This window comes from Flavobacterium notoginsengisoli, assembly GCF_014207905.1.
Taxonomy (GTDB): domain Bacteria; phylum Bacteroidota; class Bacteroidia; order Flavobacteriales; family Flavobacteriaceae; genus Flavobacterium; species Flavobacterium notoginsengisoli_A.
On sequence record NZ_JACHLB010000002.1, the window covers coordinates 523,436 to 536,379 of the forward strand.

At 36.8% G+C, this 12,944-nt stretch carries 12 protein-coding genes; 10 read left to right on the forward strand and 2 right to left on the reverse strand.

Features of this window, described 5'->3' with window-relative positions; all coding sequences use genetic code 11:
* Window positions 1-20: 20 nt before the first annotated feature.
* Window positions 21-596: a Crp/Fnr family transcriptional regulator gene (locus tag HNP35_RS09165; protein WP_184160559.1), complete on the reverse strand. Its 576-nt coding sequence runs from the start codon at window positions 594-596 to the stop codon at window positions 21-23.
* A 143-nt stretch (window positions 597-739) separates the two neighbouring features.
* Between HNP35_RS09165 and HNP35_RS09170 the strand changes: the two genes are divergently transcribed.
* The 5 genes from HNP35_RS09170 (at window position 740) to HNP35_RS09190 (ending at window position 8,769) form a co-directional block, all read left to right on the forward strand.
* Entirely contained in the window at window positions 740-898 is a 159-nt protein-coding gene (locus HNP35_RS09170) for a hypothetical protein (protein WP_184160561.1), read from the forward strand.
* Window positions 899-1,805: 907 nt separating this feature from the next.
* On the forward strand, window positions 1,806-3,092 hold the full coding sequence (locus HNP35_RS09175; protein WP_184160562.1) for a PIN domain-containing protein: 1,287 nt from the start codon (window positions 1,806-1,808) through the stop codon (window positions 3,090-3,092).
* Between the two features lie 523 nt (window positions 3,093-3,615).
* Window positions 3,616-4,437, forward strand: coding sequence for a hypothetical protein (locus tag HNP35_RS09180; protein WP_184160564.1), 822 nt, complete (start codon window positions 3,616-3,618; stop codon window positions 4,435-4,437).
* 383 nt (window positions 4,438-4,820) lie between these two features.
* On the forward strand, window positions 4,821-5,603 hold the full coding sequence (locus HNP35_RS09185; RefSeq protein ID WP_184160566.1) for a hypothetical protein: 783 nt from the start codon (window positions 4,821-4,823) through the stop codon (window positions 5,601-5,603).
* A 1-nt stretch (window position 5,604) separates the two neighbouring features.
* Complete coding sequence (locus tag HNP35_RS09190) at window positions 5,605-8,769, forward strand: DEAD/DEAH box helicase (protein WP_184160568.1); 3,165 nt, start codon at window positions 5,605-5,607, stop codon at window positions 8,767-8,769.
* Window positions 8,770-8,959: 190 nt separating this feature from the next.
* On the opposite strand, the gene HNP35_RS09195 is transcribed toward HNP35_RS09190, so the two are convergent.
* Window positions 8,960-9,337 carry a hypothetical protein gene (locus HNP35_RS09195; RefSeq protein ID WP_281383343.1) on the reverse strand — a complete coding sequence of 126 codons (378 nt, stop codon included), beginning with the start codon at window positions 9,335-9,337 and terminating at the stop codon, window positions 8,960-8,962.
* Window positions 9,338-9,456: 119 nt separating this feature from the next.
* On the opposite strand from HNP35_RS09195, the gene HNP35_RS09200 reads away from it, so the two are divergent.
* The 5 genes from HNP35_RS09200 to traN all read left to right on the forward strand — a co-directional run bounded on the left by HNP35_RS09200 (window position 9,457) and on the right by traN (window position 12,929).
* Window positions 9,457-9,705: a hypothetical protein gene (locus HNP35_RS09200; protein ID WP_317618008.1), complete on the forward strand. Its 249-nt coding sequence runs from the start codon at window positions 9,457-9,459 to the stop codon at window positions 9,703-9,705.
* A gap of 12 nt (window positions 9,706-9,717) precedes the next feature.
* Window positions 9,718-10,341, forward strand: coding sequence for a conjugative transposon protein TraK (traK, locus tag HNP35_RS09205; protein ID WP_184160572.1), 624 nt, complete (start codon window positions 9,718-9,720; stop codon window positions 10,339-10,341).
* A 209-nt stretch (window positions 10,342-10,550) separates the two neighbouring features.
* Complete coding sequence (locus tag HNP35_RS09210) at window positions 10,551-10,790, forward strand: hypothetical protein (RefSeq protein WP_184160574.1); 240 nt, start codon at window positions 10,551-10,553, stop codon at window positions 10,788-10,790.
* Window positions 10,791-10,794: 4 nt separating this feature from the next.
* A complete protein-coding gene (gene traM / locus HNP35_RS09215; RefSeq protein ID WP_184160576.1) occupies window positions 10,795-12,081 on the forward strand; it encodes a conjugative transposon protein TraM in 1,287 nt (428 codons plus the stop codon).
* Window positions 12,082-12,098: 17 nt separating this feature from the next.
* Entirely contained in the window at window positions 12,099-12,929 is an 831-nt protein-coding gene (gene traN, locus HNP35_RS09220; protein WP_184160578.1) for a conjugative transposon protein TraN, read from the forward strand.
* Window positions 12,930-12,944: the final 15 nt, after the last annotated feature.

Consider the following 12,944-nt stretch of genomic DNA (forward strand, 5'->3'; position numbering starts at 1 on the left):
AACAAAAAACTTAAACTGGTTTAAGAAAGAGCCCTCTTGCGGATTTCGCTCAAGTATTCGGGGGTGAATCCCAGATAGGAAGCGATCAGGTATTGGGGAACACGCTGAATGAATTCAGGGTGGTTACGGACTGCCTGAAAATAAAATTCTTCTTTTGAGAACGAGAAAAGGAATTTGATGCGTTTCTGGGCCGCTGCATAAGCCCTCTGGTAGACAAAACGGAAATAGCGCTCCATCACCGGAAACTCCTCCAGCAGCTTCTGCCACTTCCCGGGTGTGATGCAGAGCAGTGTGGATTTTTCCACTGCCTGAATATAAAACTCTGTCGGGAGCTGGTTCTCGTAGGCAAAGTTATCGGTGAGCCACCAGGTTTCTATGGCAAATTCAGTGGTCTGCTCGGTGCCTTTCTCGTTGATGTAGAATTTTCTGAGCAGCCCCTCCAGGACAAAATAATGATGCCGGCAGATCTGTCCCTGCTCCAGTAAATTTTCTTTTTTACCCGCCTCTCTGATGTCGAAGAATTTTATGATCTGCTCAAAGTCATCCTCTGGTACCTTGGCGAACTTGGCTATATGTTTTTTGAATATATCGGACATTGTAATTCAAAGGCTTGTGCGTATTTGATCTGCCTGCCCCTGGGCAGGCTTCAGGCAGAGTCCGGAAGCCTTTTTTCAGTATTTGTGATTATTGAATTTAAAGTATCAAAATTAGTGATTATATTTGGTTAAAAGCTATTATTATGAAAGCAGATAAACTAATTGAGATCATTACAGTCCAGTCAGAGATTATTGAAATCTTATCCCGGGAGTATACAGATGCTCCGAGAAGCCCTTATGAGAAAGATGAAATAAGAGATTTAATAAGACTCTTGAAAGATCTGCAGAAAGATCTTATATAATAAATCAGCTTTAAAATTTGAATTCCGGTGAACATAAGTTCCAAAAATGTTCATTGCGGGAGATCGGCCGGCCGCCTTGGGCTGTTTTTTTATTTCATATTTTTTCATATCTCCTGCACCGTCAAGGCTGCGTTGCTTTAATTCTTTTGTGAAAGCAAAATTAGGGGTTTTATTTATAATGGCGCAGCCTTTATGATAAGCTGCACTGATCTGAGCGGGCAGCACCGCCAATTGTATTGCGCTGTTTTAGTTTTAATTTTATTTTTTTGTAGCTGTTCCATCTATGCGTTTCACCCAAGCGCTGGCGAACCGGCGAAGCAATCTTTTGCGCCCAGGTTCGGCGCAAAAGGATTTCCGCTTCTGTCGGGGCTAAAGTGGCAGGGTAGCAGAACAGAGATAAGTCAATTTTGAAGCTCAGTAAAATAAGAATAAAAATACGTATACAGTTTCGAACCTAAACCCATTAAGCCTTGATTTTGCTGTGATTTAAATTTTAAAAAATACATTGTGCCACGATTTTGCCACAAAGCTCATTAAACTAATATTTATGACATTTTTCAGGCTAATCCATATTTCAAATTAACCTTGAGTAAATCAGTAGTTTCGCTTACAAGTTAGCCAGTCTTTTGCGTTTCGTATAGAGACACTTACTACATTACAATTGATAAAAATGGAGTTTTTGTAAAGATAGTTTTTTCCAGTTATTACTGTAATAATTAAAATAATGCTTTCGCTTTTTATAAGGTTTTAAAAGAAATAATGAATTTGTTTGGAATGACCGATTTAACTCAACTATCCAGTGATGACTCTATCAAATTAACAAAAGCATTTATATTTTTTCTTTAACATCTGCGAAGCACACACGTTTAAAAATATTATATTAGCTGTCAATATAAACTCATCATTAATGGACAAAGAAAAGGCTTTTCTGCACCATGATATATATCCGAATGCTGCTGACATCTTTAATGTTGATATAAAATCAATTGAGGATATCAAAGAAGACTGTATTTTTATTATAGATACAAACGTTTTGCTGCTACCTTATAAAACTTCAACTTCAAGTTTTGAAGAAATAGAAAAGGCATTTTCGAAACTTATTGCAAAAGATCAGCTGCTAATCCCGGCGCAAGTCGCCCGAGAGTTTGCTAAAAACAGGCCCGAGCACTTGAAAACATTATTTCAACAGCTTAATGCGGTGAAAAGCAAGATCAGTAAGCCCGCTACTGGTCAGTATCCGCTACTCGAATCTTTGACGGAGTACAAAGAAGCAAAAGATATTGAAAAGCAGATACAGGAACTACAGAAAAATTATTCAAAAAAAATAGACAATATTCTTGAAAATATGAAAAAATGGCGCTGGGATGATCCAGTGAGTGCAGTCTATAAGGAGTTATTCAAGTCTAATATTATACAAGAACTTGACCTTTCGCAAGATGAATTAATAGATGATCTGGAAAGAAGAAACAAGCACAATATTCCTCCTGGATTTAAGGATAAAGCGAAAGATGATTATGGGATAGGAGATCTGATAATCTGGAGAACGATATTGGCTGTAGCGAAAAACAAAAATAAAGATATTGTTTTTGTTTCGGGAGATGAAAAGAATGACTGGTTTTACAGGAGTGATAGCCAGTCCCTGTATCCCAGATTTGAACTTATAACAGAGTTTAAAAATTATACGGAGGATAAAACATTACATATCATTAAATCATCGAAATTTTTAGATATACTTGGTGCTGCCGAGGAAGCAGTTACAGAAGTAAAGATAATGGAAATAGAATTGAATGAAAATGTATATCCTCTGGATTTGGAAGGATACCAGGCGGAGGAGGCGGTCTATGCATGGCTAAAACAAACGGAGGGAAATAAGGAAATAATACGAAACAATCGCTTTCCGGATTTTATAATTGAAGATTTTATAACTAAACAGGGCGTGGAGGTAATTTCAGCATCAAATATGTCTGTCTATAGACTGATGCGAAAAATTAATGATTCACTAGCTAAAGGTACTTCCAAAATATCTTCCAAGAAAATGGATAGTGTTAGGATCGTAGTAGTAGTTCCTACACTTGCTTATTATCATAATCTAAGGGTTCGCAAAGCAGAAGAATTGGATGAGATCCAAACAGAGGAGGCTCAGATTGTATTTGGCGTAGTTACTGAAAAAGGAATATTTGCCAAATTAATCTAACTTTCATCTGTTTTTTTGAGATGTTGTATTACAAATGTTTTTCATCTTCCAAAGCAATACATCTTTCAGATCTTTATGGCATTAAAGTGTCTTCGTCGGCAAAAAAAAAGAGCCCGTAATAATACCGGCTCTAAGATTATGCATCAATTTTTCTATTATTTATCTTCTCTTTTAGCTGATGAAGATTGCTCTTTATCAGGTTCACAATCTGCCTGTGATGATTGGAAGAATTATTCTTCAATCCTCAGCACTGGATGATTTCCATCTTTCTAAGTAATAGTTCTATGGTTTTAAGGGACTGTCCTAGCACTTTTATAGATAGTATAAGCGAATTTTTCCTTTTATAATATTCGTTAGTACATAAGCAGTGCCGCAGATTGTCATCCTCTTCTATAAATTGTTGTACGGGCTAAATATTCTTAATGAAGTTGAAATGCCTAAACTTTGTCATCGTTTGTTTATATTTCCGATTTTTGATTATTTTTCAGGTAATAAATTAATTGTAGAATTAATATAATTTTATATGGATACATCTGCTGAAGCATACAGAAACCTGCAGTTTGCCAGTATCGAAGCAATAAGGAGCTGCACGTGCATTGTCATGCTAGACAAGTCCAGCTATAGTTATAAAGCCCATGGAACTGGCGTGTTTATTCAGATTCAAAATCACTATTTCCTTGTGTCGGCCGCCCATGTTATGGACAAGCACGGAGAGTTTTTTATTTTTCTGTCTCAGGAAAAAGAGATAATATATCCGGGTGGTGATACCTACATCAATCGAACAGAGAATCGCGAAAAGGATGAGCTGGATATTGCAGTCCTCCGATTGGACGACGAGTGTCTGCCACATATCAAGAGGTCTTATAGTTTTGTGCAGGCAGAGGATCTGGCCATCAATCACATCTTCCAGCCTTGGGAATATTACGCTTTTCTTGGATTTCCCGCCAGCAAGACAAAAGTCAAATATAAAACCGACATTTTTTGCATCACCACGCTATTTCATTTTACAGCACCGATAGGAGCCGAGCATTACGAACAGTTGGGGCGGAATCCTTACGTGAATGTTATCGCGACGTACAATAAAAAACACGTGTATAACGGTAGTAAAGGCACTTATGGCACAGGCCCGGACCTTTATGGCATCAGCGGTTGCGGACTCTGGTTCACCGATCCCGAGGATATGTCAACTGGAATCATAAAGCCCAAACTAACGGCGATAATGACTGACTGGTTCGCTAAGAACAAAAATATAATCATAGGAACACGGATCGATGTTGTGACAGGAATGATCAAGAAATTTCTGGATATTGATTTTCCGGATTCGAGTATTGTGATGGTTAATTAATTTTAGTTTTTTTAATATCCTTTTTCATTATTTAATGAAATAAATTTAAAAATGTTCTATTATTTACAAGTGTCTGCTTCAAAACTCCTTCATAATGTATTCTTCCAAATGGATGAAATGATTTTCTGCTTCTTGCATTAAATCCTGTTGTATTAGTGAAGTATTATTTTTGGATATTGATAATCCCTCTGTAATTTGGACCCTGACTTATCAAATAGTAGTTTTTAATAAGGTTGCACATAAACAGTATCGACGAGTATTTTTCTTGCTGTAATGGTAAATCAAGTATTTTTACTTAAGTTGAATCAATTGGATATGACTATTTTTGAAACGAGCACCGCATCGGGAGCTGGAAGAATATTTTCTAAATAATAAAATTTAATATGCCTTTTAAATTTAATGTAATAAATGGTTCACCCTCATTTGTAGATAATGAATATGAGATAGTCGATAAGGATTTATTGGCGCAATTTGTTGGAGAAATGCTGTTAGGTCATCATCATCATATATTAAGAATAATTAGGTCCTTGTCTACTACTTTTCCTGTTCAAAAAAATGATTCTATAGATCAGATAATCGCAAAAATTAGATCTACCAGTGCTTCCAAACGTGATGGCTGGCTTTTTCAAATGATTTCATGGATCGTTCTTGCGAAAAGCAAATCTGCAGTACCATTCTTTTCTAATTATCCACATTTTGCTCCCGCACAGCATGGTATTGATGGGTTAGCTATCACTCTAAATTCAGATGATACAATTGAAAATATTATAATTACAGAAGATAAATGTACAGCTAATCCTAGAAATAAAATTGTTACGCAGGTTTTTCCAGAATTTAAAGAATTTGAGAAGGGCGCCAAAGATAATGCACTTGTAGGAATCATTTCGAGTCTAATTGGCGGATTAAATGCGGGAGAAATTTTAGAAAAAGTGCAGAATGATATCTTTGAAAATAAATTTCGTCTCTATAGAATTGGGATAACAAGAAATGCAGACCACAATCCCTTGGAAGGCAGGATAAGTTTATTTTTAAATTATGATAAATCAGTTGAAGGGGACTCCTCGGTCAGAAGAAGTGCTTCCAGCATACACATCGAAGATATGAGGGTATGGATGAATGATTTTGCTAATAAAGTAATTACTTATCTTGAATCAAAAAAAAGCTAGGATGTATAATAGTAAGACAGAAGAAAAAATTAAAGACATTCCACAGATCGGAGATATTGATATTGAAAGGCTGCCCCAGGAATTGACGAGAATTTATGCGCAGGTTGTTAGTTTGAGGCGACAAATCACTGAGGGAGATGTAAATTTAGAAAATGATGGTCTTTTAAATTCCCTCATGTTGCTACAGAAATTAGCGAACAATTTAGAAACCATTCTTATTAGCATTCCAAATCACGAGCAAAAAGAGTCCATTGCTTTTGTAGCCGCAACAGCTAACAGCTTATTATATAAAATAACCTTATCGGAGGACGTCAAGTCAGGTAAAATATTAGATGCGGATGTAATATCAAGATATATTGCTTCAATTATACTGTTTTTGATTGGAAACAGTCAGGCAGATGCTGCAGAGATGACCAATTCACTGCCTGAATCAAAGATCTTAAATTTGACACAGCAGAGACTTGTAGCTTCAATAGTTGAATTGGCGAAAGGGAGATTATCTTTCATCTCTAAAGCTAGTTTCAGTGAAAAAGAAATTTCTATTGATTCTGATCTGGAAGATATAGCTTTAAATTTTCTGTGGAGGGAACTGGGATTGGGAATTGTGTCTATTGCCTCCTCCTTAACAGGAAAAGAAATATTAGATCACGAAGTACATTTTGATAACGTAATAGAATTGTCTATCTCGGAAGAAGCATTTTTGGGTCAGAAAAGTGTCTTTGCTGGACCATATAGGTTAGCACGACTTCTAAAAATTTTGGGAAGTGATATAACTGGTAGAGGAGTTATCAATATTCCTACTCCCGATGGTGTCGATAGCGGATTTTGGAATAAATTTTTAAGCAAGCTGGCAGCACAACGTCCATATTTGTGGGAAAATCATAAGGATGCAGTTGCTACGCAATTTTTACAGCCTGGAACATCTGCAGTCTTAACGTTGCCTACAGGAGCAGGGAAGTCAACACTGTCGGAGCTAAAGATCGCTTCAACTGCATACTCTGGAAAAAAAACAATCTATTTGGTGCCGACACATGCCTTAGAAGATCAGGTAAAGAGAAATTTAAAGGACCTTTTTGAAGACTACGATCCTGAGGATTTTGAATTTGATGGAGAATATACTGAATTTGCAGAATTTAATAATTTCCCTTTTTTGGTAATGACACCCGAACGATGTCTCACCATAATTAATCTATATCCTGAGATATTCCATCATGTTGGTTTGGTTGTTTTTGATGAATTTCATTTAATTCACGGAACAGATATAAAAAAAGATAGACGTTCAATAGATGCGATGTACTGTTTGCTGTCGCTATTTACCTTAATTCCACATTCAGATTATTTGTTGATCTCTGCAATGGTTGAAAATGGCCAAGAGATATGTTCTTGGGTGGAAAAAATCACCAATCGCGAATGCCTTCTCTTTAACTCTTCGTGGAAACCAACAAGACAGCTCCACGGATGTATTGTTTTTGAGGAAAGCGAGATTTCGGATCTACGGAATTTATGCAATGAAGCTAGGTACAGAGGTGATACCATTGGTCCGTCATTAGGTTTAAAAAGAGAAATGAAGATCATGCCATACTGTTTTTTCAGTTTGAAAAATATTTGGGAAACGACTGCTGATAGTGATTATTTGAGAACATCTATTATTAATAGTAAGGTGGCGCTTGATATAAATAAAAAATGGCAGTTAACAAGTAATAGAAATGAAGTTGCTTCGAAACTGGCAATCCATTTTGCGAGATTGGGGCTCAAAACATTGGTTTTTGTAGATGATCCTAAAATAGCAAACTCGACCTGGAAAAAGATCAATAACAACTTAGATCGAGAAAATAGTTTTACCGATTTTTGTAAAGAAAAAGATAAAGAAATTGAACTTTTAGCTAAAGAATTAGGCGCAATAGAACATTCCTATTTTTACATGCAGTACAATGTAAGTGTGCATCATGGACTTCTTCTTCCTGCTGAAAGGAATTTAATTGAAGAATATTATAAAATAGCTGATGGTGCTGTCGTGATGGTGGCGACTGCAACTTTGGCCCAAGGAATTAACCTACCGGCAGAAATAGTAATTATAGCGGGTGATGATAGATTTGATGATGAATTAGGGTATAGAGAACCAGTTAAACCGCATGATCTATTGAATGCGGCAGGAAGAGCAGGAAGAGCGGGTCTCTCATCACAGGGAGCGGTTATCTTAATACCTGGCGATATAGTAACGATGCGGGATTTAGTGATTTCCAGTAGATGGTGGGATTTAAAAAAGCGTGTGTTTTCAAAAGGCGACCAATGTCTTAAAATTGAGGACCCCTTAGAATATCTGCTTGATTCCCTTCAAGACGATGCAGAAGCACTCGATGTAAATCAGGCAAATATCTTATATAGATTTAAAGCAGAAAAACTTTCAGAATTTGATACAAGAGTGCTTTTGAGGAATTCTTTGTATGCTTTTAAAGCAGAAAAAGAGTTGAAATCTGAAAGTTTTGAAAGTCAGATTGAAAAATTTTTAGAAAGAAGAAAACAATTAGATGATTTGTCAGAAGATGTTCTGTGGACAAAAGAAGTCAGCTTTAAAACGGGTGTGGACCCAACGTTAATTTTACAACTTTCGGAGAATATAGATGAAGAGGATTTTGAAAAATTTATTAATTATTCAATATCTGAATTCATAGATTGGTTTTTCAAGTGGCTAGGTAAGGATGAAAAATTCCTAGGCCGAATTTTCACCAAACCTAATACGCGCGATCAAATTAGAAAAGCTTGTGGTATGCAACTAAGTAAGGTTCATAGCGACAAGGAAATACTTGAGAAACTTCCTGTTGTGTGTGAAATTTTAAAAAAATATGTAGAAGGCAAAACAATAAAAGAGATAAATGATATTATTCCGGATCCTAAAACACCAGATAAAAGCTTGTATTTGATAAAAGCCCGAAGTTTTATTTTGAGACTCGTTCCTGAACTGAGTTTTAGCTTAGGAATATTGTCATTTATTACACTAGAAAAAGCAAAACAGAAAAAATTTAAAGAGCATCAAATTCCTCCTAATATTAGGGTTTTAGCTAGTTGCATAAGAGAAGGTTTTGATGATGCGGATAAATTGTTCTTTAAGCAGAAATATAAATTCAGGGGACGTGTATACTGTCATGAATTATATTCAATGTTTTAAAGACAAATACTAATAGTGATATCAATTTTTCTTTTCATAGTGTCCAAGAAATATGAATGGGATATAATTCCTAAAGTATATTTAATTAGCATTTATAGATGAAATATCGTTTAGCTACTTCGGAATTCATCAGTACAAAATTAGGTAAAAAGGAGTTGCATGTAAAGTGAATATCAGAAGTATGAAAGAATTATTTCTTTTTTTTGATAATCAAATGAGAAAGTGCAGGGTCGTGCAATATACGCTCAAATTCTGAATTTACAATTTCGGAGATATCCTCTTTAATCTGCAGATAATTGCGTTCAATCATGGTATTGTTAATAATACGCACCGGGCTAATTCCCTGATATGAGTCTTCTTCTTTTTTAAGCTGCTCGTGATTATTGATTATTTCCGAATGGAATGCTTTGAGTTCAATTTTACAGTCTGGGTTATCGGCTGTAATGCCGACAAATTCACCGGAACTCAAACAGGAAATCTTCGAAGCAGGCACGGCAGCTTCCAGTTGTTTTGATCTGCTGATGGACGTATCTGAGCTGTTTATGGAAATGCTCTCACGATCCTGCATTATTTTTCCAAAGCGTTCGGAGAGCTGTTTTGCAGTATCACCATTTACCTGTCCGCTGATGATACGGATACTTAATATTCATGATTATTGGAATTGTGGGGTACTTTACTGTGCCTTCCGTGGCCAATTATATCGTGCATGCATCAGGAGGAAGCGCATTGGGACAGAAAGTGACAAGCTTGTTTGGCGGTTCAACTTCTACTGTCATTGGTGGTGCTGCCACTGCAGCAGGAATGGTAATGGATTCAATGGGAAGTGCAGCAGGCAGAATGAGCCAGAGCATGTCATCTTCAGCAGCTGCTTCGCCTTATTTTGAGGAAAAAGGAAATTACATGAGCGAGAAGCTCAAGGGAAACTCTAAAAATTAAAAGCACTCGATTATGTTTAGTAAAATGAAAAATATAGATACTGCTTTTCGTCATATAAGAGGATTTACAATGCTGGTTATTCTTTGCTGCGCTGCCATAACCTCTTATTCTATTTATAAAAGTTTCAGTTCCGTCGCTTTGATGCACGACAAGGTTTATATCCTCGCAAATGGAAAGGCGCTTGAGGCATTTGCATCAGACCGTAAGGATAATGTACCTGTTGAAGCAAGGGATCACGTCAGGACATTCCATAAGTTTTTCTTCAGCCTTGACCCAGATGATAAAGTAATTAAAGCCAATGTTACCAAGGCCTTGTATCTGGCTGATAATTCTGTCAAGCGCATATACGATGATTTAAAAGAAAACGGATATTATTCGGGAATTATATCAGGAAATATAAGCCAGACTGTTATTGTAGACAGCGTCCGCATTGATATTAATGAATATCCCTATCGCTTTAAATGCTATGCCCGGCAGAACATCATAAGGACAACAAGCATATTGAACAGAAATCTGATTACAGAAGGAACGCTGCGAAATGTTTCAAGGAGCGATAACAATCCGCATGGGTTTTTGATTGAACGCTTCAATACTCTTGAGAACAAAGATCTTGGAACAGTAAATCGAAAGCCATGAGAAGTCTGATGCGGAAACAAAGACAGAATGTAAAGTCTTCAAGGTCATATCTGATGATCAGATTCTGGTGGGTAACAAAAATGAATAGGCTGACTAGAGACCTTTCAAATTCACAGCTTAAGTTTTCAGTAATCATTTTTGCGGCCCTTGCAACGATTTTATGTGTTTATAACGCATTGAGCGGTTTTCTGTCAGAAAGTCAAAAATCAATGAACATTGATGCAGTAAAAGTGCTTAAGCCATCTTATAGTGATGAGGTAGGCCATATCCATTCTCTGAATCTTCCATTTAACAAATATGCTGAGAGATCCAATCTCAGCAGATATATTGACAGTGTGATAAATGCGGCAGACTTAATCGATTTGTTTAAAAATCAAAATTCCAACGCTGAAGATTTTAGCAGCAGTCCGAAGCTCAACGAAACGAATTCATCTAACTATAAAAAATAAGATTATGGAACATAAAACACTTTCAGCCAGAGAGAAAAAGAATCGCAGTATGATGCTGGTTCTTCCACTGCTTGTTCTTCCATTTATAACCATGCTGTTCTGGGTGCTTGGAGGAGGCAAAGGAACAGAAAATCCAATTTCAGGAACTGAAAAAAAGGGATTTAATATGCTGCTTCCAAATCCAAAACTAAAGGAAGATTCCAGTTTGGATAAAATGAGCTATTATGACCAGGCATCAATTGATTCTATAAAACTGCAGGAACAAAAAAAGAAAGATCCTAATTATTCGGTTGGTGCGGAAGATAATGATAATCTTGAATCAAAACGTTTTTTTGATACGGATGAGGTTGCATGGAATGATAAACAAAACGGACTGAAAACAGACTATTTCAAACCAGAGAATGAAAAGAAGATGTACCAGAAACTTGAAGCGCTCCAGAAAGCTATTGCGGAACCTCCAAAAGAATATCAGAGCGGTCAGGATATGAGGGAATTTCAGTACCAGAAAATGCCTCACGGTGAATCAGCCGAGTTAAAAAATCTTGAACAGCTCATGGCAGCCATGAGTGCGCCTTCTGAGCCTGATCCTGAACTTGCCCAGCTTGGCGGCATGCTGGAAAATATTCTGGATATCCAGCACCCAGAACGTGTACAGGAGAAACTGCGTCAGAACTCAAAGCTTCAAAAAGGAAAAGTTTTTTCAGTGAACAGAAAAGCTGAAGAGCAAAACCTGAGCTCTCTTCAGACCAACAAAGTAAATTATGAGCAGTCAGCAAATTCATTTTATTCGCTTGATGGTGAAATCAACGATGAACAAAATCAGAACGCAGTTGAGGCAGCGGTTCATGAAACGCAGACGATTGTCAACGGTTCTATTGTAAAAATCAGACTTGCAAGTGACGTTTTTATCAATGGCGTACTAATTCCAAAAAACAGTTTCGTTTTTGGGACAGCGTCACTTAAGGGAGAAAGGCTTGAAATAAAGATCAATACCATAAAATACCAGAATTCCATTTTCCCGGTTGAACTATCCGTCTTTGATATAGACGGCATTAAAGGCATTTACATTCCTGGAACCATAAACAGGGATGTAGCAAAAGCATCCGCTGACAGGTCCATGCAGAGTATTGGACTGGCAGGAGTCAGTGATTCTTGGGGAGCTCAGGCGGCAGGAATGGGAGTGGAGGCAGCCAAATCACTTTTAAGCAGGAAAGTTAAGCTGATAAAAGTAGCAGTCAAGGCAGGTTACAAAGTGCTTCTCTACGATGAAAAAGAAAAGAATGAACAATAACTTTAAACTAAAAGAAAATGAAAAATTTAAAGACACTAATTATCACATTTATTTTTCTGGCTGGTTTTTCAGTTTCAGCGCAGTATGATGCTAAAGCTGAATTTAATAATATACAGCTTAGCTATTCAAAAACCACAAGCATTTTATTTCCGTATCCGGTAAAAAGCCTGGATGTCGGAAGCCGTGATGTTCTGGTGCAGAAAGCTAAAGGAGTGGAAAATATACTGCTTCTTAAAGCTGACAAGCAGAATTTTCCACAGACTAACCTGACTGTTGTAACTTCCGACGGTAATCTTTACAGTTTCATTTTAAATTTTGATGATCTGTGTCCTACATTAAATGTGGATGCGCGGTTACGAATTGGTGACGATAAATCGCTGCTGTTTTCTCTTGAGAACGAAAACCAGAAAGAAATAAAAGAATATGCCCTGCTTGCTCTATCCAAGAAAAATAAGGTAAGCGGACTGGGTTCAAAAAATGCAGAAATTGAGTTTAAGGTTGACGGCATATTTATTCATCAGGACGTGATGTATTTCAGAGTGTTTTTAGGGAATGATTCCAGAATTAATTACGATGTGGACCAGCTTCGTTTTTTTATCCGAGACCAGAAAAAATCCAAAAGAACTGCAGCTCAGGAAATAGAAAAGACACCGCTTTTATGCACCGGAGAATTTAGCAGGATTTCCGACAAATCACAAACTATAGTAGTTTTTGCCTTATCTAAATTTACGATACCGGAAAAGAAGAAATTCACAATGCAGGTCTTTGAGAAAAATGGAGGCAGGCATCTGGAACTTAACATAAAGAACAGGCACCTGGTTAATCTTGAAATACTGGGTAACCTATAATTAGTACTAATTTAA

Excerpts from the sequence above, each read along its gene's own strand:
- HNP35_RS09165 (WP_184160559.1), bottom strand. The coding sequence starts at position 596 with ATGTCCGATATATTCAAAAAACATATAGCCAAGTTCGCCAAGGTACCA.
- traN (WP_184160578.1), top strand. The coding sequence starts at position 12,099 with ATGAAAAATTTAAAGACACTAATTATCACATTTATTTTTCTGGCTGGT.
- HNP35_RS09210 (WP_184160574.1), top strand. The coding sequence starts at position 10,551 with ATGAACATTGATGCAGTAAAAGTGCTTAAGCCATCTTATAGTGATGAG.
- HNP35_RS09170 (WP_184160561.1), top strand. The coding sequence starts at position 740 with ATGAAAGCAGATAAACTAATTGAGATCATTACAGTCCAGTCAGAGATT.
- HNP35_RS09175 (WP_184160562.1), top strand. The coding sequence starts at position 1,806 with ATGGACAAAGAAAAGGCTTTTCTGCACCATGATATATATCCGAATGCT.
- traK (WP_184160572.1), top strand. The coding sequence starts at position 9,718 with ATGTTTAGTAAAATGAAAAATATAGATACTGCTTTTCGTCATATAAGA.
- HNP35_RS09195 (WP_281383343.1), bottom strand. The coding sequence starts at position 9,337 with ATGCAGGATCGTGAGAGCATTTCCATAAACAGCTCAGATACGTCCATC.
- traM (WP_184160576.1), top strand. The coding sequence starts at position 10,795 with ATGGAACATAAAACACTTTCAGCCAGAGAGAAAAAGAATCGCAGTATG.
- HNP35_RS09190 (WP_184160568.1), top strand. The coding sequence starts at position 5,605 with ATGTATAATAGTAAGACAGAAGAAAAAATTAAAGACATTCCACAGATC.
- HNP35_RS09180 (WP_184160564.1), top strand. The coding sequence starts at position 3,616 with ATGGATACATCTGCTGAAGCATACAGAAACCTGCAGTTTGCCAGTATC.
- HNP35_RS09185 (WP_184160566.1), top strand. The coding sequence starts at position 4,821 with ATGCCTTTTAAATTTAATGTAATAAATGGTTCACCCTCATTTGTAGAT.